Raw genomic sequence first — 26,091 nt, 5'->3', positions numbered from 1 at the left:
ACGCTTGGATTTGCTCTATCCAAGCGTTTTAACATTTATCCCAAGAGGCATGCATTTTACCATCATGATGACTTCTTCGCTTTTACGAACCGCTCGCTCTCATCGATCCAGCCTTCATAGTCCTTGGTATTTATACAGACGGTTTTACCGTATTGAGTCGATTCGATCAGGGCCTTCACTTTCCCACGCTTATTATCCGTGTTATTCAAATCCAGCTCTTTAGATATGTCGTCAAAAAGGGAAAGGATCAGCTTCTCTTCTGCCTTTGTGGGGTGGACAACGGGTAGGCCGATTCGTTCCACCTCATCCCGGTAGAACCGGTAATTATGATGGGTATTGGATTCCAAGAAGTGCTGGATGATCTCTTCAGGCGGACGGTTGCTGTTACACCCGATAAGATGAGGGGCATAGGTCCTTATCTGAGAGACGGTTCTTTCGGCATGACCGATCAGCAGGGGATGTACTTGACTATCAATAAGCGCATGCAATGGCTGCGTTGGAACATCGATCCCACTCCTGCTCATATGACCGTTCGCGCTGGACATAAAATAGTTCATGTCCCGCCAGCTGATATTCATTCCATTATTTATCCGTTCATTGCGTACAGACGGATCAAAAGGGCTTAAGCTTGCCTGCCTGGTCATTAGGAGCCTGCTTGCCCCAAGGCTCAGCAATGTCCCTGCACTATGGGCAACAGTAGGGATGATAATCTCAAACTCTTCCACGTACTGCTTGATCATATTTACTATATTAAAAGACGTGGTTGTATCACCACCACCAGTTCTTAGGAATAGGGATAACCGCCGAGGTTCTTCTATGGCCTCCAAGTGTCTCGCCAATGGTTCCAGAACATCTTCATACATACCACTAACCATGACAATAATGCTGGAGTCCCTCAAGCTTTCTAACGGTTTAATATATTGTGATCTCATTCATTTTTCCTCCACTTTATAGGCTTGTCCAAAGGCACGGGTTATTATCTGTATATGCTGAAAAAATAGAGCTTAGAACTTGCCCTTCCGTACTAATATCGTCAAAAAATAAGAGATATAAAACAAGATAAAAAAATATGCCTCCATTAATAGAATTAATAATAGGCGAAATAGATATTAAGACCTATCTTGCTTTTATGGACTGTAAAATTGTTGAAACTATAAAACTTCTAACTTATAATTATTCAAGTATATTAATAATTATTAATACGGAGGGCGTAATATGAAGAAGATAATGTTAGTTACAACATTAATATGGATGGTGGCAGTATCAGCGGTTTCCGCGGCCAATGGCGCTTCTTTGGTACATAAAACAGGATCTCTTTCCTACAAGCACACCCAATACCTATCAGAAACAATCGGGGCCCGTGTAGCTGCTTCTGATCAAGAAGCTCAGGCAAAGGCGTATCTTAACGATCAATTCAATAAGATGGGTTATGAAACGAATGTACAGGAGTTTTCTTATGTACGCAGAGGAAGCTCGTACGATTCTGCCAATGTGGTTGCATTTAAACCAGGAAAAAGCGAAAAAGTATTAGTGGTTGGAGCGCACTACGATTCTGTGGCAGCAGGGAAGGGTTCGGATGATAATGCTTCTGGTGTCGCGGTGATGCTTGAAGCGGCTGAAGTACTGAAAAAGATCCCAACGCCTTACAGTATCCTGTTTGTAGCTTTTGGAGCTGAGGAAGTCGGACTGCAAGGGTCGAACTACTTTGTCAGTCAAATGAGTGCCGAAGATATTCAAAATACAGTTGGAATGATTAATTTGGACAGCTTGGCAGTCGGGGATTATATGTATGTTCATGGAAGTCCTGGGGAGGAAGGGTTCTTACGTGATCAAGCCCTTGCGATTGCTGATAAGAAAAAATTGGACCTACGCATCAACGAAGGTTTAAACCCTGATTACCCTGCAGGTACAACCGGTGATTGGAGTGACCATGCTCCTTTCAAGAAAGCGGGAATCCCAATTGCTTATTTTGAATCAACAAACTGGGAGATCGGGGATCTGGATGGATATGAGCAGACGGAAGAGTATGGCGGCATATGGCATACGAATAATGACACATTGGAATTCATTCAACAAGCCTACCCTGGTAGATTGGAAGAGAGACTATCCACTTTCTCCACAGTTTTGATCGACTTGTTGAAGTTCACGGACAAAACCAGCACATCTAAAAAGTAATTGGAGTTGCTTCATGCTCGCCTTTAGGTTGTTTGATTCCTAGAGGGGAGCATTTCTTTGTGCAAAACAGGGTACCGCAAGGATTTATTAGAGCATTAAAAAGAATAATCTCGACATTACAGGAAAGAATAACCATATATAATATTGGTGAAGCGAGTTGAATCATTTGTACACTGAGATGTATCCAATTGAGGTTAATCTTTTATGGTTTTATGTTGCTGTCATGTTCATTGCTGCAATTTTTTTTGCAATGATGGGGTTTAAGAGAAAAAAGTTGCCAAGGGCAGAATATCTAATCGCTTTCATTATTGTCGCTTGGTCTGGAACTGCTTATTCTGCCATGGCATTGGGGCAGGGCCATGTCACCATAGGAGATAAAGTCACCTATTATGCACGTTATTTAGACTGGTTGGTGACGACGCCACTTTTACTTGTGGCGCTAGCTTTTACCGCGATGCATTATATACCAAAAGATAAGGTGCTAATTGGAGGGCTGATTGCTGCGGATGTGTTTATGATTTTGACAGGCCTGATCGCAGACTTATCTCCCACTCCAGTAAGGTACTTCTGGTATGGTTTAGGGTGGATAGGGCTGATGTTTATCATGTATATCATCTGGTGGCCCCTTAGACGAAAAGCCATGGCGCAAAGCAGTAAGCTACACCGTTTCTATCTCATTGTGGCCGGATACTTAACCATACTTTGGTTCGGTTACCCTGCATTCTGGATTCTAGGCCCTTCTGGAGTTCACATCTTTGGCCAAGTAACAGATACCATACTTTTTGTGTTTTTACCCATCTTCTCCAAAGCCGGTTTTAGCCTCATTGACTTACTCGGTTTGCAGAAGTTAGGAAAGAATTCTTCAAGAGTACCCCAGCCCATTCAATAGATGGTTAAAGTCGATAGGCAGAGCAACCGAGCCTAGGTCGTGTCCTATAGCGAGTGGGATTCCCACCGAGTAGCGGTCTTGGAGGACAGTGTGTACCACTGATTTTAACGTAGACAGTTAGATTGCAGACCAAAACCTAATATGGTTTTTGCATATCTCCCGAAAAGGTTATAAAAAATCCTCCTGAATTGTAACAGATTCAGGAGGGGTTTTTATAAAACTTGAATGAGTGATATTCAATTGAGAAGTTTAAATTTATATTAAAGCTCCTTAAATACTCTCAGATTGTTTAATGAGAATTGAATGTTATGTTAGGTTTTTTGTTCTTGTTAAAATCTCCGAAACACCTATTGCTATACTTGCATTAAGCATTATTAATACAGAGCCTACCATAATAGTACTTTCAAAATCGGAAAAGAAATTCATTACAAAGAAAATAAAACTAAGGAAAAATACAATAATGCCAAAGATAAATAAAAATCTATCCATATAACTCACTCCTAAATAGCTACTTCTTAAGACCAACTATGCTGTAATCGCCCTATTATCTTAAAGAAAGACGTCAATCCCAGTAGTTAAATACAACATCTCCTACTGTTTTAGGTTGCCAGTATTTAATGTTGTACAAATCCCATTTGTTAAGGGTATTCTCATTTACCACTACTAGATTTCCTTTAGCTTCCTTCAGTCGCAACGGCTCATATAATTCGTCTGGTTGAAGTACTCTGTATACCTCGCCGCAAAGTTGGTTAATAGATACTGTCAGTTGCTTGTGATCCACAAAGGTCATATTGAAAGGAACGGGAGATGTCGTAAAGGCAATGAAGGGATAGTTGCTGTTTATTAGAATATATAGCCTATCCTCGTTGGCGAAACTTACTTCTGCATAGTAATAGTTTTGTGCAACGACTGGCTCACGAAAGGACAAAATCCTGCCCCCTAGATTTGTTACAATGGAGTAGCAAACCCTCTTGAATTGATTTCCATCTACTAATGTATCTTGCCCCCCAGAATCACTTATCCCATTAAGTAATATCATCCGATCGCTCCTTCTTTAACAATATCAACCATTATGCTGCAATCGCTCCTAGATTGTTGAAGAATCCTTATTTATTTAGAATAATTGGGACCCACAATTCATGACGGGGGTTATGTCCTGGTCCATAATAACATTCAATACATGGTAAATTAGCAAGTTCATATCCTGATGTAGGTATCCATTCAGAATATAAACGTTTCCATGCCTCAACAATATTGGGGAAAACAGCCCATGTACTTGGCGGAATAGTTAAAGCTTGCATTTCTTCAGGTAATTCACCATCATACCTTACTCCCATAAAGTAACTAAACTCTTCATCCGTGATAGCTGCTTCATTTCCACATACACCTAAAATGCCTTCTAGTGAACATTTCGGATTTTCCCAAGACATATCTATAAATTTCTGCATAAATCCTTCTTTTTTAGCTTTGCTCCAAAGTGTCGGGATACTTTTAAAGGCTCTATTTGTTTTTACCGGCTTACTCTTACCTACAATTCTTATTTCAAAGTCTAATTTTTCAATTCTATACTTCATTTCAATGTCTCCTTTTATCGATAATTGAAAGGATATTTTAGGAAAGGCTTTTAATTGCATCCCTTGATGACGACATTCAGATGGTTTTATACCATGTGTTTTTTGAAAAGTACGGGAAAATGAATCAGCAGATTCGTAACCGTACTTATTTGCAACTTCTAAAATTCGTATATCGCTTTTTTGCAATTCGAATGCAGCAAGTGTCAATCTTCTGCGTCTGATATATTCTGACAGTGGTACTCCTGTTATAGATGCAAACATTCTAGACAAGTGAAACTCAGAACAGCAAGCAATCTTTGCTAATTGTTTGTAATCTATTTCCTGCTCCAAACTTTCCTCTATAAAATCTAATACATTATTCATTCTATCTAGCCATTCCATATAATCCCCCCTTTCAATATCAATTCTAAAAGATCTGGAAAAGTTTAGTCCGACATTATTTGCCTAAAAAAGTAGGTTCCATAAAAACGGTTAATTGATCTTCTTCCACAATACTACCCTTTAACTGAATATCCATTATTTTCAATAATATCATATAATCACTTACACATTAGTTTTTGCTAACAAAAAATAGCAGGTCTAATTCATATGCGAATTAGCCTGCTATTTTTCGTGTTATTTATTTTTCTTCCTCAATCGCACTCTTTTATCGATGGGTTGAGCGTTGGATATTGGTAAGAGCGGGGAGGGTCAGGCACCTGCATTGGTTTGCTGTCATTCATGACGTTGTTTGTTTTAGGTGCCAGACCCGTTTTTCACTTGCCCTGGTTTGTTTTATTTATTTTGGTTTTTGTATTAGTGCGTTGGGAGCATTTCGTTTTCTTCGCATGCTTTGACCATGAATTCGTATTGAAGTAGGCGTACTTCGAATAGTTTCAGTGGGTCGTAGTAGCGTTCTGGGCTTGCTTTCATTTGTTCGAGCTTTTTGTTGGCGTTGTGGATGGCAAGTTCTGTGTCTTCCACTGTCTGGTTGAGCTCTGTGAATGGTGCTTCGTAGAACATGTTGATGTCCGCTTTCAACGCCTTTTCAAACAGGTCAAATTCGAGGAAGAACTTATCCACGACAGATTGTGCCACATCCGTGAAACGCTCGTTTTCGATATATTTTTTGTATTGGGTGAAGAGTAGCTGGTTACTCTGCTGCAAGGAGCCGAACAGGCGACCTGCCCCTTTTAAAAGGTACTGTGTGGTGCTTGGACGGTTCAGGATGTTCTCCTTTTCCACTTCCACTCTGCTTAGGACACGATTGATATCACGACGCCAGTCTTCCATAACCTTGAAGTCGCAATTAAGATGCATTTTTTCTTCTTTGTAAAGGCCGTTGAACGTCGCACTCATTTCTTGCAGATATTCTTGGCTCTCAATCAGTTCACGGTTGGATGTATCGAGCCATAATTGCAATTCTTGTCGCAACCTAGGAAGCAGATCAGAGTGCATATAGGTTCTGATTGTCTCATTCATGCGCTCATTCAACTCATGGTGCAACGTTTTAAAGTTGCTATCTTCTTTGACATAACTTGAGCATTCCCTTAGCAAACGAGGGATGGTTTTGGCAGCTTCGCGTTTCATTTCGATCGTCACTGCGCGGTAATTTTCTGTGATGCTAGCGATCTTTTCGGATTCCGCATCGTGCAAGTGATTGATGAAACCACTCAATCTACTTAAAATATCCTCATTGAACTCTACGGTACTTGTCAGGTTATTTTCCATGGCGATGCGGCTATCAAGCAATTCTGTCAAAGTGGAACGGATCAACTGAAGCAGCTTGGTCGTACGGCGTTCTTCCACTGCTTTGGCACGAAGCTTGAAATTGGCCTCCATAAAGCTTGCCAACCCTTGGTGCTGTTTGCTTGCCGAACGAAGGGAAGAATATGGGAACACTCTTGCATCAGGGAAAAATTCATTGATGCGGTGTTTTGCCTCCTCCACAATTTGCGTTGCTTCCGCTTCATGGAACGCTGTATCCATTTTATTAATGACAAAATGAACCGGTACTTCTGGTGCACGCTCTTTAATTTTCACCAATACCTTCAGTTCGTCTTCGGTAAATGGCGTTTGTGCGTCTAAAATGTATAGCAATCCGTCTGCTAACGGGATGTATTTCATTGTTTCATTGTTTTCAATTTGACCTACAGTGAATTCAGGCGTGCTAATCAAGGAATACTCCTGATCCTCTAAGAACTGTGATGGCCATTTTAAATCAATCAAGGAACCTTGCTGATGCTCACTAATATCCCCCAGTGCTGAAGTACCGGAAGTAGAAATCTCATTCATTTCCGCAATATCTCCGTCGGAAGAAACAAATACCGGAACCGTTTCATCTCCAAGGAGTTTTTCACCTATAAGGGAGTTAATGAAGGACGTCTTCCCGTTTTGTACGGTACCTGTGACAACCAGATGCTTTCTGTTCAGATTGCTAAGTTGAGAGAATAACCATTTTTTCTGGTGTGCCACTTCCAGGTGGTTGTCTTTCGCCCAGTTAATCAATGTTTTGAACAGTTCGACCGTGTAGCTCAGCTGGATGCTGTCATGCTCGTAATGGAAGATCCTATTCTCTGCATCATCCAGGACATGGGCAGGCAATGCTGTCGGGAATACCTCATTCCAGGACATGACCGCCGCAGATGCAAATAAGGATTTGGATCTATTGGATACTTTAAGCCAGTTTCCGAGTAAATCCGGTACAATCCCCTGAAGTTCTTTGATCAAGTACTTTCCTTCGATGAGAGACAAGTATGTTCGTTGGTGCAGCTCTTCTACTTTCGTCCAAGAGACCTCTGAATCCCTTTCTAACGTCATGAATAAGCTGTTTGCTGTCTTTACCCACTCCAAGTAGAGCTGGTGACCTTCATAGCTGTACCACAGGGCCGCAGTGATGCCCTCAAATTTCTGTTGGTTGATCTCCATCAACTGAAGTAGGACCTCTTGGAAGTAATCAGGAGCAAATTCTTTGGTATAACCTATTTCTATATAATTTTTCAGACAATCGTACCATGCTTCTGAACCCGTTCTCAGTGCCTCGCTTACAGCAAGCTCCACCGCATGTTGGCTGTCTTCCTGTTCTTCATAGAATGTCCGTGCCGTCTGGGTGACGTGCGGATAGTCAGGGTTGATGGCAATTGCTCTTTTAATATTTTTATAGGCATGATCTAGCTTGCCCCGTTGGATGTATAGTGTAAATAATTGAAGAGCCACTTCAATTTTCAATGTATTATTATCAGTACTAATCTTGGAATAGATATCTTCCGCCTCAACCAGCATTCCCAGTTCATAATAGGCATCTGCGATATTCTTTTTTGCCCAAGGTTCCAATTCATTGTGAACATTTTCCCATTTAAAAATGGCAGTCTCGTAATCTTTGCTATGGAAATAGACTTCACCTTGTGCATAGCGAATAAACGAAAGGTCATACACTTCGTTTGTCTGCTCTGCCAAGAATGCTTCCCCTAGCACTTGAACCGGATGTTTCGTTTCAGCATCCATCATGAAAGTTTCAAAATACGTTTTACTGATAAATTTGTTTTCTTGTGTCATTTTATCCTCCACCAATCATTTCACATTATTTTCGTAAGGCTCTTTTCTCAAAGATTGTTGTTATTCACTACTAAAAAGTCGGCAATTGGACTTTTTACTGCTTACTTACTATAGACATGCATATAGCATATTCAGTAATGCTGGGAAAAAGAGCACGACAGTAAGGAATATATGAGGTCGGTTTAAAAATATGTTATAACAACAAAGCTTACGAAAATAGCCTTTCGTAATTAAAATGATCTAGTATCTTCGTCTCTTGCATCTATTATAGTTCTACTGTTATATAGTTCGAATGTCTTTTTGATTTTTGGACCATTCTATTCTATACCCTTTCCACAGTTACTATAACTATCTTTGCAAATAATTTAATGTCCCCATCCTACCATATTTCCTGGGAATTGAAAAAGAGTTCAAATAACCAAAAACACAGTTAAAAAGGCCGCTAACTTCATAGCGGCCTTTCATGTGAATCACTTATTCATGTGGGAGAGAAAGTCACCCAGCAGCTTGTCTACGTCTTCTACATCCAATTCTTCCTCTTCTTCGGTGGACGCTTGCTCTTGGAGGGCTACATCCCAGTCAAAAGAGTCTAAATCGTCATCGTTTAACACGTTAGCGTTTGGCGTTTCCTCTGTCTCTTCAGTAGTTTTGTAAGGCTTTTCCTCCTGAAGGTACAAGGCTTGGTCAATATCTATGGAATTGCTGTTCATTGCCGCCAAAATACTGGTTGCCCTAACAGGATCAGACAGTAATTGATACACGATGTTTCCTAGCAACGCTTCAGAATGCTGATGCTTTAACCAATCTCTTTGTGTTTTAGATAGAGATTTGGGAAGTGGGATGGAGATGGTCTCTTTTTCCCGCGAATGGGAATTAGTCACTCCCTGAAGGACAAATTCAGCAATTTTACTAGAGAAATTCCTTCTTTCCGTCTCTTTAAGACGCTGTAAATGCTTGATTAGATGGTCAGGTGTATCAGAAGGGATCCGAAATGAAATGGCTTGTCCCCTCTGTATTCCCTGACTGGAACTGGAATTCTTCATCCGATCACCTTATTTACGCTTTCACAGGTTTTTGTTGATCTTTGGACTCTTTATCCTTGCCTGTTTTCTTGACATAGTCAGCAATCAATTTGTAGTAGGCATTTGCCATCATCCAGATGCTTTCCTTTTCATCTTCAAAGAAATCGATGTTGTAGCCGTCTAAATTGTTGTTTAGTGTTTTTAAGTATTCTTTTAGTACAGTTGATCCCCCACCGACAAAATAGCAGATCTCTGTTTGGGAGTTTTTCTGCCAAACATTTCTCAAAAGGCGATATTGCTTTTTGGCAAGGTCCAAAAGAATACGGTCCGTAATATCATGTACGCTCGTTCTGCTTCCGCGTACCATGATGTGGTTACGGTCATTCTTCTTTGTGATGATCTCTACAACATCTCTTCTGCTATCAAGCTCGATGCCGTGCTTGGAACGGATTTCTTCACGGATCTGCTCCAGTGCTTCTGAAACCCCAAGGTTAAAGCCCTGTGCTTTATCGTCGTCCACATTACGGTTCTTGATGACAGCAATATCCGTGGATAGGCCACCAATATCTTGAATAAGGATACGCTTGTCAATCAGATCCTTATTGATGATGTTTCCGTTGTTATCCAGCACAAGGTTTATGTAAGCTGCAAACCCCTCTGGATAAACTTTGATTTCGTCAAATTTTATATTAACTTTAATGCCTTGGTATTTTGGTGTGATCAGGAATTCCACCTGATGGACAGAACCTAGTAATTTGGAACGATAGCCAGCATCCTTGCCCTCTTTTACTTCTCTTAGTGGAAGACCTGTACCTAGTGTATAGTTTGCGTCTACTACATTTTTGTTTTTAGGGAATGTTTTTTCATTTTTTGCACTTACTGCATCCAAAGCTAATGTAGCAAAAAGCATAACCAAAGTTTGATCTTCTTCTGATTTGCTGCTACCTGGGTCTAGTTCTGTCGCATTGTTGCTTTTCGTTGCTAAATTCCCAATACGATAGATGGCATTATTGTCCATTAGGGCAGGGGAGTGAACACGAACATGGATACCATCTAAAGGATCCTTGCTGTCCAATTCTTCAATTCCAATTACTGGGCGATCTTCAATATCTCTAGCGATAACATTTGGAATGTTTAATTCAGAATCCAATTTTCCAAAAATAGCTTTAATAGAATCATTACCTACGTCAACTGCTGCAATTCTTGAATAACTCATCATACATCTTCCTTTCTTTTCCTCAATACTTTATTTGTTTCCTATAGAAGAAAATAAAACTAGTAAGTATACGTTAAGCGTACAGAAAGTTTCTCTACTATTCAATCATTCTCATGAAAAGTAATGAAAGTGTAAAAATTGTATACAACTATGCATACAAACGTTTACATGTATACATATTTTGTTTACTTGTTTTCTTTTGTGTACACATCCCTTTAAATCAACATGTACACGCTTTTGTATACCTGTCTACTATTTTGTTTACAATTGTATACAACTTGTAAACTTGTCTACACATTTCGTATACTTCTAATAAATTCCACTTCTAATGTGTATTTTAATAGAGCCCAATCTTAAGTTTTTCTGTTCGGCTTCTGGATACACATGGCAAAAAGCTCATTTGTGATTCTTTTTGTTTGGATGATAGGAAAAAATCGTGGTGCTCCGCCTCCCCTTCTAAAATGGGAAGCTCACAAGTTCCACAACGACCGACTTTACAAGAGTATGGGATATGGTAGCCCGCATCTAATAAAGTATCAAGGGTGGACTTTTCATCAGGAACAGACAGAAAACTACCATTTGTGAGTTCTAAAATGAATGGACGAGACTCATATATGCTGGGTGTTGCAAAATACTCGTGGTGAATGCTTGTAGAAGGGTAGCCAAAGGCGGTCGCAGCATGAGAAAAAGAGGTAGTAAACCTCTCCGGACCACATAAATAAATATGCGTACCTATATACTGGTCTGTGAGTATGCTGGGATCCATTCGATTCCCTTCCTTAGAAAAGTAGAAATGTGTCTGTTGCGGGAATTCCTTTAATAAATAGGAGTAGAAAGCACAGTCTTTTTTTGTTTTGGTAGAATAATGAAGTTCAAAGGATCCTTCTTGTTCTTTTAATTCACGCATCATAGATAAAAAAGGAGTGATGCCGATTCCCGCTGCACAGAAAAGATGGTGCCTGGCACGAAAACTAAGAAGAAAATAGTTTTTAGGAAAACTAATTTGTAGGATATCTCCTACTTTGATATTGTTATGTAAGTAGACTGATCCTCCTGAGGATCTTTCTTGAAGTTTGACCGCAATCTGGTAGTAACAGCTGCTCTCAGGACTTCCAACAAGCGAATATCTTCTTTCAAGCTCCCCTCCTTTTCCCTTCATGTATACGATGATATGAGAACCAGCACTAAATGAAGGTAATGGTTCCCCATTTGTCTGCATGAAAGTAAAACGTTTAATCGTGGTGGTTTCTTGTGATACTGCTTTTATCCTCACCTCTAACCTGTTATCTGGTAGCATTACAATCCCCCCTTTCCTCTCCCTATATTTCACCTACATAGCCTAAATAGGCATCTTTTATAGGAGAATAATGATCCGACATTTCCAGCTTCATACCGCATGCAATACACGTTATACACTGCCCCGTATTCACTGTGTTTTCCACTCTAGATATGAAGTGACATCTACTGCAAAACACCCTCCTATCTTCTTCTCCTACTCTAATGAACTGCGCTTCTTGAGAAGAATACCCAAGTTTTTCAGCTAAACATATAACTTCCCTAAGCTTCTCCCTTCCTGCTGCAACATATAAATAAGTTCCTATCTTCTGTTTACCAAGCAAATCGTCCACCTCAGAAGAACACCTTTGATTCAAGTGTATTTCTTCAAAAGACAACGCTTGATTCGTTAGGATTTTCTTTAATGGATTCAATCTACTTAAGCCCCATTCATCCCAACAAAGAACATAGTGCTTTTTACCTGGTTGAAAGATCCATTCGTTCTTTATATCGTTCATAGATCATTGTCCCTTTTCTGTTCGATATAGGCTAAAACCTTATCCTTATATAATGAAATCCCTTTATAATTTGTTATATGTGCTGGAAGCTCTACTAATATATGATATAGTTGGCTTCGCCACTCAGGAATCTCTATCAGATTCTCAAGAGATAAAAGATGGGTGTGAATGGTAAACAAAATGGCATTGGAACGCGGCAGTCGAAATAGCTTTTGATCCTCCACTCGCAAATGGACGAATTCACCTGCATTTTCTTTCGTTACCTTCTTTCTATCTTTGCCCCAAACATGGAAGGTTTCTAGAGATGTATCCAATCTGTTTCCCGCCATGAGGGACCAGTTTTTTCTCCCCCATGGATTACCTGCCTCCAAGTTTAATAAAAATTGAAGGATCCGTTCGTCCAATCCCTCTTCCTTAAACCCAGGAATGGGAAAATGTATGTTTTTAAAACTTAGGCCATGATTAAATGCCAGTGACCAGTTTGCAGGAAAGCACAGTTGACCGGCATCCAGATATAAGTCGCCGTCCCGCTGCATCATGAGGATAAGATCTTCTTGAACATGTCGTCCAATGAAATCCAAAGGCTCATAAGGTAAAGTGGAGTCGTCGCCCATAATAAATTCATGTTTTTCATTAAGAATGTGGTTAGTGAAGATGTGCTTCTCACCTTCCACTTTAAGGGAAAAGCTTTCTGGAAAATAGGTGGTTAGATGTGTCATCACAAGTTCCAGCGCCTCCCACTGAGCCTTGTTTGTAGTCGGAAATGATTGAAAACATCGGGTATGATACTCGGTTAATAAGGACCTTTTTAGTTTTATTTCCTTTTGATAAGCTCCTGCGATTTCAATGCTTCTGGGTGGAGTTAGTAGGGTCGAGTTATTAGAATATCGGTAAGTATCTCCTTTAAATGGATAGGGAAATCTTTTTAGTTCCTCGGTCAAGTTCAAATCATTCAACACCTTTTTTCTGAAAATTCCATACTTTAATTCTAAGGAAAAAGACCTGGTTCTTCAACACGAAAAGAGCCTGGACAGTCATTTCAACTGTGGCCAGGCTCATCTTAGAGTGATTTAATAAATTTGGATACTTCCTCATTGAACCTTTCAGTCTCCTCCAGGAAGGGACAATGGCAACTATCCTCAAAAAGAACCAATTCACTATTTGTGATGGATTCTTTCAAGTGCTCCCCTGCTGCTACCGGTATGAGCTTTTCTTCTTTTCCAAAACAGAGCAAGGTTGGTTTGGTGATCGAAGAAAAAGTGGGACGATAATCCACAATGGACTGATCAAAGAGAATGGCACTTGCGACCCCTGGTGTAGGCTTCAACGTCTCCTTAAGCATCCAGTCCATTTCTGCAGGCTCCACTTCCTCCTTGAACATAAGGGGAATAAATCCTTTGAGGAAGCCTTCCCTGTTTTCCTGAACCTCTCTCATAAAATGGGTGAGAGTCGGCAGGTCAAAGGCACCGATAGGAAAATCGGGCCACTTGAAGTCAGACGCGAGCTCATCCACAATGACCGTTCCTTTTACATTTGCCTCTCCAAACTGGTGTAGATAGTCCCATATGACAAATGCACCCATGGACCAGCCAACCAGCACAACATCCTTCAGTTCCAGCTTCGAAATGAGCGTTTGTAGGTCCCTCGCATACGTGGAAATGGTATGCCCTTCCGTTACTTGTGCAGAATCGCCATGTCCCCTTAAATCCAGAGTGATAGCACGGTGCTCTTTTTTGAAATACGGCAGTTGTTTTTGGAAAAACTTCCTGCTCATCCAAACCCCATGAATAAAGATGACCGGCGTTCCTTCACCCTGGTCGTCGTAAAAGAGCTCCACGCCAGGTTCAACTTCCATTTTCGGCAAAAGTATCCCCCCTAATAAACTGTCATACAACATGTATATTTACCTATTAGGGGAAATATCTCTTTTACTACTCTTCCCAAAATAACTGGTCTAAGGTTTTCGATAAAGCTTTGCAGATGGAAAGGCATAGACTGAGGCTTGGATTATATTTACCAAGTTCGATCAGCCCGATTGTCTGCCTGGAAACCCTTACGATCTTGGCCAGTTCTTCTTGAGATAAGTCCTTTTCCACTCTTGCCAATTTCATTTTTATGTTTTTCATGTTGGTCACCGCTCTATCTCGTCTTCATCTAGTTCTTTATCTGATGCCCTTTTGCTGCGGTTCATAGCAGCAAGGAAGGTACCACCTGATAATAACACCAGGACAGGTATATAAATGATTAAGGAAACAAAAAACACCATAAAAAAGTAGGAATATGCTTGTGCAGTTGTGTCCGCATAATTAAAGGCACTGTTTAAACCGAAAAAGATTGCTATGATGGCCCCAATGCCAAGCCCCCATAGAAGTGTCTTCCATTTCATCGGAACTTTACTTTTACGATCATGCATCTCCACCTCATCTGAAAGTACGCCTAGACTTGAACCCCTTGCCGTATAGTAAGCGCCTTGCAGGAACAATATTGCTAGCTCCGTGTAGATTGGACTAACATCAAATCCGTAAAGGTAAAACTTGAATCCGATGGATATAAGACAGATTCCCATTACAAGATAATAGATTTCTCTATAAATCTTGTTTTGAGCAGTCACAATCCGCTCATCTTCCACCTTTGTTGCCCCTCCGAAAAAATTCATTCCCAACACCCCTTTGTAAAATATGGATTATACTTACATTATACAGTTTATATTACTTTATGCAATATATATATGTCATTTAGTCATATATATTTTGTTAGAGAAGGGATCAGCCCGATTAGATTCAGCTCGGCTATGAGCTTCGGGAGATTATGAAGGGGTTTCGGGCGAAAAACCAGAACTAACAGGCGATACAATTTATTTACGGGCGTTTTTGTAATGCAATCGGGCGGAAATTTTATTTTACGGGCGATTCTAACAAGTATTCGGGCGAACGGCAAAACCAGCTGAAGACGGGCTCTCCTGATATTTATCCTTTCTTCCAAGTAAAAAAGCCGGGAAGTTATCCCGACTCATCAAATCCTACATTTTCACAATAATTTTCCCTTTAACATGCCTTCCTTGTAGCTCCTTCAATCCTTCCACCAACTCTTCCCGAGAAAGTACTTTTGTGACGAGAGAATCCAGTCTCCCATCTTTCACCATTCCCATTAACTCTTCCGCCATGAAAGCAAGATTCTTGACTGCCCGGTCTTCACCGCTAGCATGTGCCGCCCCCAGAGCCACCTCATGGATCGAAGGAGACAGGGTGAATGGTTTGACACCGGAAAGGTCTGGTCCGCCTGCAATGTACGCTAGATGACCTGAGAAGGCGAGGCGATCCAAATCTTCTGTAGCGACATCCCTGCCAACTGTATTTACTATCAGATCGGCTCCACGCCCGTTTGTTTCCTTCCTGATGCGCTCTGTCACATTTTCCTCTTTATAATCAATGGCTACATCCGCTCCGAGCTTCTTCACCCGATCATGATTCGAAGCAGAAGCTGTTGTGAATACTTTTAACCCCTGCATTTTCGCCAACTGGATCGCAAACCCACCAACACCACCTGCACCTGCATGAATGAGGATATTCTTTTTATGGGTAGCATTCAATTTCTGAACCACTACTTCATATGCAGTCATGCCGGCGCACAGAATGGCTGCGGCATCTTCGTACGATACGCCATCTGGAATGCGTCCTGCCGCTCGGGCATCCACTACCGCAAGCTCGGCAAACGCACCTTTTTTCCCAAGGCTTGTGTGAACAGCAACACGGTCGCCAGCTTTATAATCCGTTACGCCTGCTCCGACCGACACCACCTCACCAGCAAGATCCACCCCGATGATATGCGGATAGCTCCAAGCCGGATTACCATTTATGGCCACTTTATAATCAACAGGATTCAAGGCAACTGCTTTTACTTTGACCAGCAGCTCGCCGTTATCCTCTTTCGGGTCAGCGATCACTCCCCATTCCATGTTGTCCAGACTGCCCGCTTCTCTTAATAACCATGCATTCATTACGTTTTTCCCTCCTAAAATTAATAGGCGTTTTTCGTAAACTTTGTTGCTTTTACGTACGTAAGAACCAACCGTTATATACCTTATTGTCGTGCTCTTTTCCCTGAAATACAAAATTTGCCGCTGCTTTTCCTAATATATCTAAGCAGTAAAAAGTCCAATTGCCGACTTTTTACTATTGGATAGCAACAATCTTTGAGAAAAGAGCCAGTTAATAAGCTCCTTCTGAATACGTCAGCTCATAGGAGTGCGAATAAATCTCTACTAAATTGCCGAATGGATCTTCACAGTAGACCATGCGATATGGCTTTTCTCCTGGGTAGTATTCACGGATTGGCATGCGCTGTTTGCCTCCATGCTCGACGATTTTCTCTACAAGCCCTTCTACATCGTTATCCTGAACGCAATAATGGAAGATGCCTGTCTTCCAGTATTCGAAGTTGCTTTCCGGCTTCTCATTTTCCGGGAACTCAAACAATTCGATTCCGATCTTGTCACCAGTTGCGAGGTGGGCGATGCGGAATCTCCCCCACCCTTCTCCGAAAACATCCGTACACATGACACCAATGGCAGAGTCATCTTCCACTACTTCAGAGGGTTCCATTATGACATACCAACCCATCACTTCTTTATAAAATTCCACTGCTTGTTCCAAGTTGGGAACGGATAATCCTATGTGCGAAAAAGTTCTTGGATATCTCAATGGTCATCCTCCTCGATTTTTAAAATTTGCTAATAATGATAGGGTAAAATATAATGCTTAAATAAAAAAGTACGCACTTTTAAGTAACTGACCTGACAAAGAAAGGACTGTTTCACGTGAAACCGACAGAATTCCCTGTAAACCGCGCTCTAAACGTAATCGGTGGCAAATGGCGACCTCAAGTGTATTGTGCCCTTGAAAATGGTCCTAAACGCTTTTCCGAACTAGAAAGAGAGATTCCCGAGATCAACCGGAAAGTGTTGACCGATCAGCTTCGGGAATTGGAGCAATTAGGCATGGTAACAAGAACAGAATATCCTGGTAAGGTGTTGCATGTGGAATATGAGCTGACAGATGAAGCCTTCACCTTGCAGCCAATGATGAAATCGCTGTGTAAATGGGGAACGGGGAGCTGTGAAGGGAAGGAATAAGTGATGGCATTTTTCCGATAGCATTCTTCCCCTACTATAAAAAAACAGCCCAATCATCTATCTAATTGGACTGTTCTTCATCATATGATCAAACTAAATCGCTTCCCTGTTCCAATGTCTATGTGCCGCAACAGCCTCCACAAAAGCGCTCACAAAGTGCTCTGCTTCACCGCTTACCACACCTGGAGCACCCGAAATCTCCAATTTCTCCAACCATTGCTTTCCTTCATGTGTAGCCCCGATCGGTTTGAAATGATCATAAGCTTCCTCCACGAAGTAGGTTGTTTCGCGGTCGAATTTCTTATCGGCGTCTTTTCCACCTACTACGTAAAGCGCATCGAAAAGAACAGAATCACACGTCAGGAACGTATGGTCTACCTCCAGCTCAACGCCACTATTACCAGTCACCTTACCGAGCTTGCTACTGATAATCTCTGGCTGCATTCCCTCTGCCTTCAAGGATTCCAATACAGAGGCCACTTCCTTGCCATTGAACTCATTAGAGATGATAACGCCCACTTTTCGCGTGGCAGGCTTTTTCACCGTATTTTCCTGACTGAGAGCAGGAGATGATTTCGTGACAGATGAGCCTGTCCCTGTTGGCAGAGTTGCCCCAATCTCTTCTGCCACTGCTTGTGCAAGCTCCAAGCTCACATTGGCAAACATGTCGACCACCTGCTGTCTCACGTCCTCACTCTTTACTTTTCCAAGTTCAAAGCTGAACGCCTCTTTGATATGTTCTTTTTCCGGCTTACTCATGCTGTTCCAGAAAAGGGTCGCTTGTGTGAAATGGTCCTTGAAACTGTCACTTCTCGCTCTCACTTTCCTGCCTTCCACTTTCTCCTGGTAGTGCACATAACCGCCTTCTTCTTCACTAGCCGGTCTAGGGGTATTGGAAGCCAAGGAGTTTTTATGATAGCTTACCTGTCCCCTATTGATCGTTTGGCGACCGTAGCCATCACGCTGATTATTATGGAACGGACATACCGGTCTGTTGATCGGCAGCTCATGGAAGTTCGGACCACCTAATCGGATAAGCTGTGTATCTGTATAGGAAAACAGACGTCCCTGCAACAATGGGTCATTGGAGAAATCAATGCCTGGAACAACATGACCAGGGTGGAATGCCACCTGTTCCGTTTCGGCAAATACATTGTCCACATTGCGGTTCAAGGTCAATTTACCAATGATTTTGACGGGAATATCTTCTTCCGGCCAAATTTTTGTCGGGTCGAGAATATCAAAGTCGAACTTGAACTCGTCTTCTTCTGAAAGTAACTGGACACCAAACTCGTACTCGGGATAATCCCCATTTTCAATGGATTCCCAAAGGTCACGACGGTGAAAATCCGGATCTTTCCCATTGATTTTCTGTGCTTCGTCCCAAACAAGGGAATGCGTTCCAAGGACTGGTTTCCAGTGGAATTTCACAAAGTGTGCTTTCCCTTCTGCGTTTACGAATCGGAATGTATGGACGCCAAAGCCCTCCATCATGCGCAGACTTCTAGGGATGGCACGGTCTGACATCGCCCACATCACCATATGTGCCGCTTCCTGGTTGTTGGCGACAAAGTCCCAGAACGTGTCATGGGCAGAAGCCGCTTGCGGCATTTCATTGTGTGGCTCAGGCTTTAGGGCATGCACGAGATCAGGGAATTTAATGGCATCCTGTATGAAAAATACCGGGATATTGTTTCCTACAAGGTCATAGTTTCCTTCTTCTGTGTAAAATTTTGTTGCAAAGCCACGTGCATCACGAACAGTCTCCGCAGATCCTTTTGATCCTGCAACCGTCGAAAAACGTACAAATACAGGGGTCTTTACGGAAGGATCCTGAAGGAATTTCGCTTTCGTATACTTTTCCATTGATTCATATAATTCAAATTCTCCATGTGCCGCAAATCCCCTTGCATGAACAATTCTCTCAGGGATACGCTCATGATCGAAGTGTGTCATCTTTTCTCTAAAGTGGAAGTCCTCCATCAGGGTTGGTCCCCGTTCACCGGCTTTTAAGGAAAACTCATCCTCTGAAACCTTGAGTCCCTGATTGGTGGTCAACGTCTTTCCTTCATCATCCACCCGGTACTGATCTAATTGGTCATGTTTGCTTTGCTCGTTCACTTTTTTACTCACTTAGCCGCTCCACTCCTTAAATTAGATTATGTAAAAAGGACATACCTTTTTTCCGTACCCTATTAAAAAGAGGAACAAACTGGATGTATGGAAAAATTCAAAAAAAGCACACACCCCAATTGGAATGCATGCCTTTTCCTTCACTATTTTCTTTTCTCTAGAGCCTTGATCGCCTTTGGGAAGTGGTCATGGTTCTCGCGAATCACATTCTGGGCTTCCTGTACATCCACTCCATAAAGAATCATCAGAATCGCCACTCTTGTGTCCCCGTTTGCTTTCCCGTTCATCTCTTTTGCTGTCGCTTCATCCGCTCCTGTGATGTCCTGGATGATTGAGATCGACCGCTTTCTCAGCTTTTCATTTGTTGCTTGCACGTTGACCATCAGATTGTTGTAGACCTTGCCCAACTTGATCATGGTCGCTGTTGTGATCATGTTCAGGACCATCTTCTGGGCAGTGCCGGCCTTTAGCCTGGTCGATCCTGTCACAACTTCCGGTCCTACCGGAAGATCGATCGGATACTTTGATAAGGAGCATAATACCGATCCTTCGTTACAAGAAATACCCACTGTTGGAATGCCTAGCTCATTGGCCTTTTTTATGGCACCGAGCACATAAGGTGTTCTCCCACTAGATGCTATCCCCACGAGCACATCCTGTTTCGTCAGGAGGGAGGCCACCTCGTTCGCTCCTGCTTGTTCGTCATCTTCTGCGTTTTCAATGGGAAAGCGAATGGCTTTCTCCCCACCTGCAATTATTCCATTGACCAATGTCCCCGGCACCCCGAAGGTAGGAGGACATTCAGAGGCATCCAGCACGCCAAGGCGGCCGCTTGTTCCCGCTCCTATATAGTAAAGCCTTCCCCCAGATTCAAGCACGCTTGTGATGGCATCTATAGCCTTTGCAATCTGGGGCAGCGCTTTTTCTACAACATTGGCAACCGTTTTATCTTCTTGATTCATCACTTGGATTATTTTCATCGTGGTAAAGTCGTGAAGATTCTCCGAGTGAAGATTTTTCATTTCTGTTAAATGTATAGGGTTGATATCAAAATCATTCATTACGTTCCTCCAATCCGGTTCAAGCAGACACTTTATTTCACGGCCCCGGCTGTCAGGCCATCCATAAATTGTTTAGATGCGATAAAGAATAAGATGATCATAGGAAGGGAGGATAAGGTCAATCCGGCAAAAAGCGTCCCCCAGTCCGCGGAATATTCCCCAAATAGTGAAAGCATACCCACAGGGATTGTCTTTTTCATTTCATCCGTAATAAATATTAATGGGAAGAAGAAATCATTCCATGAGGAGATGAAGTTAATAATCATCACCGTCCCTAGAGCCGGTCGTATCAAAGGGATCAATACGCTCCACAAGACTCTTAGATCACTTGCACCATCCATTCTTGCTGCTTCCTCCAATTCCACAGGCATCGTCCGGAAGAAGCCGGTCAATATGAGGATGGATAATGGAATCCCTCCTGCTGTGTACATAAAGATAAGGGACCATAGAGAATTCAACAAGCCAAGGTCTTTCATCAAAATGAATAATGGCACAATTCCAAGTTTGATTGGAATCATCATCCCCATCAGGAAAAAGAAGAATAAAATATTATTCCACCAAAACGTATACCTAGCAATATAAAATGCAGCTAACGATGTAGTGATCAATATAAGGAGGACAGAAATAACACTCACAAACACACTGTTGAAAAAATAGGTACCAAATGGCACTTCCTCTAACAACTTTCTATACGTATCCAAACTGAAGCTCTTTGGAAAAGATAGAGGATTCATGAATATCTCTGCACTCGGTTTAAAGGAGGACAACACCATTAATAAAATGGGATACAAGCTGATCGTGGCGAATGCAAAGGCAATGATATAGTATAGTGGTCTCGTCCATAATGTCTGTTTCACCTTTTTCACCTACATTTCCACTTGTTTTTTCTGCATAAATTTAAGCAATAGCGCGGTACATGTTGCAATAAATAAGAACAATACTACTGCTAGCGCGGAACCTAAGCCGACTGCCGTTGAACTGCCGGCTGCTGAACCACCGAATGCTAGGCGGTAAAAGAATACTGCCAGCAAGTCTGTGGAGTAATAAGGCTCACCTTGTGACCCCTGCATGGCATAGACAAGCTCAAACGCCTCAAAGGACTGAATGAAGGTTAAAACTGTCATGATCATGATGGAGGGAACCATTAATGGAAGGATGATCTTTGTTATTACCTTCGTACCATTTGCTCCATCAAGCTTGGCCGCTTCCACCAGTTCTTTCGGAATCGATTGCAGACCTGCCAGGAAAATTAACATCGCAAATCCGATGCCAAACCAACAGTTGACCAAAATAATCGCCATAAGTGCTGTCTTAGGGTCCCCAAGCCACGCCTTCTGTAAGGAGTCCAAGCCGAACTCGCCTAAAATGACATTCAAAGCACCAAAGTTCGGATTCAAGATCAGCTTCCATAGGAAACCTACAACAATGACGGACAATAATCGCGGTAAAAAGTAGGCAATCTTAAAGAATTCCGCCCCTTTGATTTTTTTGTAGATAATGTACGCCAAGATAAATGCAATTCCATTTTGGACAACCATCTGTACGACAAAATACAAAACATTGTTCTGTGCGGCATTCCAGAACATACCGCTGAATGGTTGCAACGTGAAGAGATCGATGAAGTTCTTAAGCCCTACAAATGACCCTCTTGTAATCCCATTCCAGTCATAAAAACTGTAAGATAAGGCAGCTACTAGTGGATAAACGATGAAAATGCTGAAGATAAGCAGGGCGGGAACAGGGAAAAGATGGATGGCCCATCTTTTCCAGTTTCTCGTTTTCTTTTGTTTGACTATGGGTGTACTGGTTTCGATTTGCATATTCTCCGCCACCTTACATTATTGTGCTTTTCTGCTTGAACACCGCTATTGATTTCCGCAAATGGCTGCGCTTTCCGCGGGGCGACCTTGAGCCTCCTCACAACGCTTCAGGGGTCTCAACATTGCCGCTACCCTCCCGCTGGAGTCTCCGCCTTTTGCTCCAATCAACAGCTAGAAAACTATAATACTTATTGAAACGGCTCAAACCAAGCTTCTGTGTTTTCTTGCAATGTTTTAACAACTCCGTCTACATCTTGCTCACCGATATACATTCCTTGCAGTTCTGTTTCGATGGTTACTTTGGAGGATGGGTTACCACCAGCAAAGTAAACAAGCATCATGTATGGTGTAGAGTAGTCACTTACCGCTGCGCTAAGGTCGTTTACCAATTCGTTATCGGATTGCACCCCAGGAATCGCACTAATCATCTTGAAGTTTGTTGTGAACAGTTCACCAAACTCTTCTGTTGTTAAGAACTCCAAGAATTTCTTCGCTTCTTCTTTATGCTTGGAGTTGGCGTTGATACCAAAGGATCCATCCACCCATGTTGTTAGCGTAGGCTCTCCACCAACTGCTGAAGGCATAGGGAAGAAACCAAGCTCCAAATCAGGGTTCATTTCACGTAATACTTCAATTTCCCAGCTTCCTAGAGGGAACATTGCTGCCTGACCTGTGAAGAATAGCGTACGGATATCTTCCATGCCAAGACCTTCTGAGTTGTTAGGGAAGTATTCTTTCAATTCTTCCATTACTTCAATGGATTTCACGAACTCAGGGCTTGTGAAATCTGTTTCCCCTTTTGAGATTTTCTCTACGAATTCATTTCCACCCCAGTGTGCTGGACCGAAGATACCGTGAGCTAGGGATAGTAACCAGCCCTCTTTCGTTCCGAATGCTAGCGGTGTGACTCCTTCTTCTTTCAGCTTTTCATTGATTGCCATGAACTCATCCCAAGTTTTCGGCTCTTCTAGACCATGCTCTTTGAAAATAGCTTTATTGTAAAATACTTGTGTTGTACTTAAGTTCAAAGGAACACCATATTGTGTGCCGTCTTCGCCTCTTGAAGCCTGCAACGTTTCATCCGGGAATGTATCTAAGCCGTTTAAGCCATCGATCGGCTCCACATAGCCTGCTTTTGCCAATTCAAGACCTGGCGCATATGGACGAAGGTGAATGATGTCTGGCCCTTCTCCTGCTTGCAGGGAAGTGTTTAGAATCGTGTTATACTCTGTATTTTTTGACGGTTTGAATTCTACTTTGATTTCTGGGTGCTTTTCATTGAAAGCCTCAATCACTTTTTTATAATTTGGCCCATCCTCTGTTCTCCAGCTTCCGATGGTCAATGTGACACTTTCTTCGTCATTGTTGTTGTCGTTGTTTGATCCTCCAGATTCGTTGGAGCATGCTGATGAAACGACTAGCATTAGGGCCATTAAGCCCATTAACCAAATTCTCCCTATACCCTTCATTGTGAATCCCCCTTGTTTTTAAAATATGGCTCTGTTCGTACACCGCTGTTGATTTCCGCGCCAGGCTTCGCTTTCCGCGGGGCGCTGCTTGAGCCTCCTCACAACGCTCCGGTGTCTCAACCTAGCTCTACCTCCCGCAGGAGTCTCCGCCTATCGCTCCAATCAACAGCTGGAAATACCATGTATTATAAGAGCCAAAATATTTATGAAATCTCCTCTTGGATGGAGGAGTATATCATCGTGTGTAATGTTTTTCTGATGGTTCTTATGTTGGTCGACCTTCCATAGTGGACCGCATTGGTCAGGAATGCTACGATCAATTCTTCCTGCGGGTCGACCCAGACACTGGTTCCGGTGAACCCTGTATGGCCGAATGAACCGATGGACCAGCTTTGCCCGCACGACAGCGGGTCCCCTTCCCCGTTCCATACTTCAAAACCAAACCCCCGGTTCGATTGTCTATGCCTCGTTGCCATGCGCATCAGATCTGGTGGAATGACATCCTGCTCCTCCGGATACAGAAAGTGTGTTGCAAACCTAGCGACATCTTCTGCCGTGGAAAATAACCCGGCACTGCCACTCACACCTCCTAGATGGAAGGCTTTCTCATCATGAACTTCCCCTTGAACGAAACGAGTTCCGACCTTTTCGGTAGAAGCAGAGAGCGCTTTCAGATTTGCCGGAAGATTGAAGCGTGTATTATGTAATCCCCATGGTGTGAAAATTTGCTCGCTCGTGTATACATCGAGTGGCTGACCTGCGATTTTCTCCATGATTTTCCCCAACAGAATCATCCCTAGGTCACTATACGCAACCGTCTTTCCTGGAGCTTGCTGAAGCTCCGTTTGATAGATGACAGCCATCACATCTCTTTGCCCGTCCCGTGCTACAAACGGAAGATCCGCTGGCAGCCCTGAGCGGTGTGACAGAAGATCCTCTACTGTCACTGCTGCATGCTTGAATTCAGGCAGATAGTGTTGCACCGGATCTTCAAGGTGCAAGTCTCCTTTACTCAACAACAGTAGACTTGCAGGCAAAGTTGCAATTACTTTGGTCAGGGAGGCAACATCAAATAAAGTATTTTCCGTTACGGGAAATTGCTGCTCATCGGTCCCTATATAGCTACCGACAGCTTTATGGCATAAAGGTTGTTTTTTCCTGCTCACATAAAGTACTGCTCCTGGCAGCTCTTTGTTTTCTATCAAACTATCGATATATTTTTTATACATGTTGCTTGGACGCCTCCACTGCCTTACGCGTTTTATCGAGTGCTTTGATATTTCGGTCCTGATCCAGCTTCATCACTCCGAAGAATAAAATATCAATGACATTCAGCTGGGCGATCCGTGAGCTTGTTGCGCCACTCCGGACATTTCTTTCTAAACTTGTGGTATTCAGTTTTACATCAGCAAGTGCAGATGTCGGATTCTCACCTGATCTTGTTAGTGAAATAACAGATGCACCATTTTCTTTTGCCACCTTTAGCGATTCGATGATATCTTTCGTCTGGCCGCTATAGGAAATGCCAAATGCGACATCCGCCTCAGATAGGTTGGCGGCAATGGTCACCTGGGTGTCTTTGTCATAAGCGGCCTCACACCATTTGTTGATCCGAGTGAGCTTCTGTTTGAAGTCCATGGCAATAAGGCCCGAAGCCCCGATCCCATAAACCGCCACCACTCTGGCCTTTGAAATCAGCTCTATGGCTCTTTCTAGCTCTGCTTCATCCAACACATCCACCGTGTTATGGATTGCTTGTATATTGTTGTGGGAAACAGAATGAATCATCGAGGAAACCGAATCATCCCTCGGGATATCCTCGTAGCCTTCCAGCTTCTTTTCTGCTTTCGCCTTTGCCAGGTCGTAGGCAATTTTTAATTTAAGCTCTTTGAATCCCCTGCACTGGAGCGAACGGGAAAGGCGGATGATGGTCGCTTCACTGACCTGCGCATTCTCCGCTAGCTTCTGTATGGAGATATTCACCACTTCAGCCGGCTTTTCCAGTATAAATTCAGCTACTTTTCGTTCTGATGGCTTAAAGGTATGTAAGCTTTCCTGGATAAAAATTAATTCTCTATTCATAAGGTCTTCCTCTTTTTCAGATATTTCTTACTCTTTATTTTATAAAATAAAGTTTCATAAATCAATCATTATTTTGTAGTTTTGTTTCACGTAATTGTTTTGGGGAAGAAATATGCCCTAAAATAGAAGAGGAACCGGAGTTTTTCCGGTTCCTCTGATACTGTTGACAAACCCTAAAAATTATTAGATTTG

The 26,091-nt window shown here is 42.4% G+C and carries 25 protein-coding genes; 3 read left to right on the top strand and 22 right to left on the bottom strand.

What is annotated here, in order from left to right; translation table 11 throughout:
- Positions 1 to 62: 62 nt before the first annotated feature.
- The gene (locus tag EKQ44_RS06180; RefSeq protein WP_237662697.1) at positions 63 to 932 is read right to left on the bottom strand and encodes an SDH family Clp fold serine proteinase; all 870 of its coding nucleotides are present in this window, start codon (positions 930 to 932) and stop codon (positions 63 to 65) included.
- A 283-nt stretch (positions 933 to 1,215) separates the two neighbouring features.
- Here EKQ44_RS06180 and EKQ44_RS06175 point away from each other — a divergent pair, with 283 nt between their 5' ends.
- Both EKQ44_RS06175 and EKQ44_RS06170 read left to right on the top strand, forming a co-directional pair.
- On the top strand, positions 1,216 to 2,175 hold the full coding sequence (locus tag EKQ44_RS06175) for a M20/M25/M40 family metallo-hydrolase (RefSeq protein WP_237662696.1): 960 nt from the start codon (positions 1,216 to 1,218) through the stop codon (positions 2,173 to 2,175).
- Between the two features lie 157 nt (positions 2,176 to 2,332).
- The gene (locus tag EKQ44_RS06170; RefSeq protein WP_237662695.1) at positions 2,333 to 3,064 is read left to right on the top strand and encodes a bacteriorhodopsin; all 732 of its coding nucleotides are present in this window, start codon (positions 2,333 to 2,335) and stop codon (positions 3,062 to 3,064) included.
- Positions 3,065 to 3,370: 306 nt separating this feature from the next.
- Here EKQ44_RS06170 and EKQ44_RS06165 read toward each other — a convergent pair whose 3' ends face one another.
- The 14 genes from EKQ44_RS06165 to EKQ44_RS06100 form a co-directional block, all read right to left on the bottom strand.
- Positions 3,371 to 3,553, bottom strand: a complete 183-nt coding sequence (locus EKQ44_RS06165) for a hypothetical protein (protein WP_237662694.1) — start codon at positions 3,551 to 3,553, stop codon at positions 3,371 to 3,373.
- A gap of 73 nt (positions 3,554 to 3,626) precedes the next feature.
- A complete protein-coding gene (locus EKQ44_RS06160) occupies positions 3,627 to 4,103 on the bottom strand; it encodes a hypothetical protein (protein WP_237662693.1) in 477 nt (158 codons plus the stop codon).
- Positions 4,104 to 4,170: 67 nt separating this feature from the next.
- Positions 4,171 to 5,019: an AraC family transcriptional regulator gene (locus EKQ44_RS06155; protein WP_237662692.1), complete on the bottom strand. Its 849-nt coding sequence runs from the start codon at positions 5,017 to 5,019 to the stop codon at positions 4,171 to 4,173.
- Between the two features lie 414 nt (positions 5,020 to 5,433).
- A complete protein-coding gene (locus tag EKQ44_RS06150; RefSeq protein WP_237662691.1) occupies positions 5,434 to 8,172 on the bottom strand; it encodes a GTP-binding protein in 2,739 nt (912 codons plus the stop codon).
- Positions 8,173 to 8,642: 470 nt separating this feature from the next.
- Positions 8,643 to 9,215 carry a hypothetical protein gene (locus EKQ44_RS06145; RefSeq protein ID WP_237662690.1) on the bottom strand — a complete coding sequence of 191 codons (573 nt, stop codon included), beginning with the start codon at positions 9,213 to 9,215 and terminating at the stop codon, positions 8,643 to 8,645.
- Positions 9,216 to 9,228: 13 nt separating this feature from the next.
- A complete protein-coding gene (locus EKQ44_RS06140) occupies positions 9,229 to 10,410 on the bottom strand; it encodes a ParM/StbA family protein (RefSeq protein WP_237663307.1) in 1,182 nt (393 codons plus the stop codon).
- Positions 10,411 to 10,747: 337 nt separating this feature from the next.
- Positions 10,748 to 11,707, bottom strand: a complete 960-nt coding sequence (locus EKQ44_RS06135; protein WP_237662689.1) for a PDR/VanB family oxidoreductase — start codon at positions 11,705 to 11,707, stop codon at positions 10,748 to 10,750.
- A gap of 22 nt (positions 11,708 to 11,729) precedes the next feature.
- Positions 11,730 to 12,203, bottom strand: coding sequence for a dimethylamine monooxygenase subunit DmmA family protein (locus EKQ44_RS06130; protein ID WP_237662688.1), 474 nt, complete (start codon positions 12,201 to 12,203; stop codon positions 11,730 to 11,732).
- Positions 12,200 to 13,162 (bottom strand): heme-dependent oxidative N-demethylase family protein, encoded by a 963-nt coding sequence (locus EKQ44_RS06125; RefSeq protein ID WP_237662687.1) that lies wholly within the window; start codon positions 13,160 to 13,162, stop codon positions 12,200 to 12,202. Before EKQ44_RS06125 ends, EKQ44_RS06130 begins: the two co-directional genes overlap by 4 nt.
- 101 nt (positions 13,163 to 13,263) lie before the next feature.
- On the bottom strand, positions 13,264 to 14,067 hold the full coding sequence (locus EKQ44_RS06120) for an alpha/beta fold hydrolase (RefSeq protein ID WP_237662686.1): 804 nt from the start codon (positions 14,065 to 14,067) through the stop codon (positions 13,264 to 13,266).
- A gap of 67 nt (positions 14,068 to 14,134) precedes the next feature.
- Complete coding sequence (locus EKQ44_RS06115) at positions 14,135 to 14,329, bottom strand: helix-turn-helix transcriptional regulator (protein WP_237662685.1); 195 nt, start codon at positions 14,327 to 14,329, stop codon at positions 14,135 to 14,137.
- A gap of 5 nt (positions 14,330 to 14,334) precedes the next feature.
- Positions 14,335 to 14,859, bottom strand: coding sequence for a DUF6773 family protein (locus EKQ44_RS06110; RefSeq protein ID WP_237662684.1), 525 nt, complete (start codon positions 14,857 to 14,859; stop codon positions 14,335 to 14,337).
- Positions 14,860 to 15,222: 363 nt separating this feature from the next.
- Positions 15,223 to 16,200, bottom strand: a complete 978-nt coding sequence (locus EKQ44_RS06105; protein WP_237662683.1) for a zinc-binding dehydrogenase — start codon at positions 16,198 to 16,200, stop codon at positions 15,223 to 15,225.
- Positions 16,201 to 16,411: 211 nt separating this feature from the next.
- Complete coding sequence (locus EKQ44_RS06100) at positions 16,412 to 16,903, bottom strand: lactoylglutathione lyase family protein (protein ID WP_237662682.1); 492 nt, start codon at positions 16,901 to 16,903, stop codon at positions 16,412 to 16,414.
- 116 nt (positions 16,904 to 17,019) lie between these two features.
- Here EKQ44_RS06100 and EKQ44_RS06095 point away from each other — a divergent pair, with 116 nt between their 5' ends.
- On the top strand, positions 17,020 to 17,334 hold the full coding sequence (locus EKQ44_RS06095) for a winged helix-turn-helix transcriptional regulator (protein ID WP_237662681.1): 315 nt from the start codon (positions 17,020 to 17,022) through the stop codon (positions 17,332 to 17,334).
- A gap of 93 nt (positions 17,335 to 17,427) precedes the next feature.
- Here EKQ44_RS06095 and EKQ44_RS06090 read toward each other — a convergent pair whose 3' ends face one another.
- The 7 genes from EKQ44_RS06090 to EKQ44_RS06060 form a co-directional block, all read right to left on the bottom strand.
- Entirely contained in the window at positions 17,428 to 19,467 is a 2,040-nt protein-coding gene (locus EKQ44_RS06090) for a catalase (RefSeq protein ID WP_237662680.1), read from the bottom strand.
- Positions 19,468 to 19,610: 143 nt separating this feature from the next.
- On the bottom strand, positions 19,611 to 20,528 hold the full coding sequence (gene murQ, locus EKQ44_RS06085; RefSeq protein WP_237662679.1) for an N-acetylmuramic acid 6-phosphate etherase: 918 nt from the start codon (positions 20,526 to 20,528) through the stop codon (positions 19,611 to 19,613).
- A gap of 32 nt (positions 20,529 to 20,560) precedes the next feature.
- Positions 20,561 to 21,385: a carbohydrate ABC transporter permease gene (locus tag EKQ44_RS06080; protein WP_237663306.1), complete on the bottom strand. Its 825-nt coding sequence runs from the start codon at positions 21,383 to 21,385 to the stop codon at positions 20,561 to 20,563.
- Positions 21,386 to 21,394: 9 nt separating this feature from the next.
- Positions 21,395 to 22,348, bottom strand: coding sequence for a carbohydrate ABC transporter permease (locus EKQ44_RS06075; protein WP_237662678.1), 954 nt, complete (start codon positions 22,346 to 22,348; stop codon positions 21,395 to 21,397).
- A 188-nt stretch (positions 22,349 to 22,536) separates the two neighbouring features.
- A complete protein-coding gene (locus EKQ44_RS06070; RefSeq protein ID WP_237662677.1) occupies positions 22,537 to 23,817 on the bottom strand; it encodes an ABC transporter substrate-binding protein in 1,281 nt (426 codons plus the stop codon).
- Between the two features lie 203 nt (positions 23,818 to 24,020).
- On the bottom strand, positions 24,021 to 25,046 hold the full coding sequence (locus EKQ44_RS06065; RefSeq protein ID WP_237662676.1) for a serine hydrolase domain-containing protein: 1,026 nt from the start codon (positions 25,044 to 25,046) through the stop codon (positions 24,021 to 24,023).
- Positions 25,039 to 25,899, bottom strand: a complete 861-nt coding sequence (locus EKQ44_RS06060) for a MurR/RpiR family transcriptional regulator (protein ID WP_237662675.1) — start codon at positions 25,897 to 25,899, stop codon at positions 25,039 to 25,041. Before EKQ44_RS06060 ends, EKQ44_RS06065 begins: the two co-directional genes overlap by 8 nt.
- Between the last annotated feature and the right edge of the window lie 192 nt (positions 25,900 to 26,091).

The organism is Sutcliffiella horikoshii (assembly GCF_021991925.1).
In the GTDB taxonomy this organism is placed as follows: Bacteria; Bacillota; Bacilli; order Bacillales; family Bacillaceae_I; genus Sutcliffiella_A; species Sutcliffiella_A horikoshii_F.
This window is presented reverse-complemented; position numbering and strand designations above follow the sequence as displayed.

Coding starts and splice junctions, on each gene's coding strand:
- EKQ44_RS06130 (WP_237662688.1), bottom strand. CDS start 12,203: ATGAACGATATAAAGAACGAATGGATCTTTCAACCAGGTAAAAAGCAC.
- EKQ44_RS06160 (WP_237662693.1), bottom strand. CDS start 4,103: ATGATATTACTTAATGGGATAAGTGATTCTGGGGGGCAAGATACATTA.
- murQ (WP_237662679.1), bottom strand. CDS start 20,528: ATGAATGATTTTGATATCAACCCTATACATTTAACAGAAATGAAAAAT.
- EKQ44_RS06115 (WP_237662685.1), bottom strand. CDS start 14,329: ATGAAAAACATAAAAATGAAATTGGCAAGAGTGGAAAAGGACTTATCT.
- EKQ44_RS06175 (WP_237662696.1), top strand. CDS start 1,216: ATGAAGAAGATAATGTTAGTTACAACATTAATATGGATGGTGGCAGTA.
- EKQ44_RS06150 (WP_237662691.1), bottom strand. CDS start 8,172: ATGACACAAGAAAACAAATTTATCAGTAAAACGTATTTTGAAACTTTC.
- EKQ44_RS06070 (WP_237662677.1), bottom strand. CDS start 23,817: ATGAAGGGTATAGGGAGAATTTGGTTAATGGGCTTAATGGCCCTAATG.
- EKQ44_RS06135 (WP_237662689.1), bottom strand. CDS start 11,707: ATGCTACCAGATAACAGGTTAGAGGTGAGGATAAAAGCAGTATCACAA.
- EKQ44_RS06165 (WP_237662694.1), bottom strand. CDS start 3,553: ATGGATAGATTTTTATTTATCTTTGGCATTATTGTATTTTTCCTTAGT.
- EKQ44_RS06065 (WP_237662676.1), bottom strand. CDS start 25,046: ATGTATAAAAAATATATCGATAGTTTGATAGAAAACAAAGAGCTGCCA.
- EKQ44_RS06140 (WP_237663307.1), bottom strand. CDS start 10,410: ATGAGTTATTCAAGAATTGCAGCAGTTGACGTAGGTAATGATTCTATT.
- EKQ44_RS06060 (WP_237662675.1), bottom strand. CDS start 25,899: ATGAATAGAGAATTAATTTTTATCCAGGAAAGCTTACATACCTTTAAG.
- EKQ44_RS06110 (WP_237662684.1), bottom strand. CDS start 14,859: ATGAATTTTTTCGGAGGGGCAACAAAGGTGGAAGATGAGCGGATTGTG.
- EKQ44_RS06145 (WP_237662690.1), bottom strand. CDS start 9,215: ATGAAGAATTCCAGTTCCAGTCAGGGAATACAGAGGGGACAAGCCATT.
- EKQ44_RS06155 (WP_237662692.1), bottom strand. CDS start 5,019: ATGGAATGGCTAGATAGAATGAATAATGTATTAGATTTTATAGAGGAA.
- EKQ44_RS06105 (WP_237662683.1), bottom strand. CDS start 16,200: ATGAATGCATGGTTATTAAGAGAAGCGGGCAGTCTGGACAACATGGAA.
- EKQ44_RS06075 (WP_237662678.1), bottom strand. CDS start 22,348: ATGCAAATCGAAACCAGTACACCCATAGTCAAACAAAAGAAAACGAGA.
- EKQ44_RS06180 (WP_237662697.1), bottom strand. CDS start 932: ATGAGATCACAATATATTAAACCGTTAGAAAGCTTGAGGGACTCCAGC.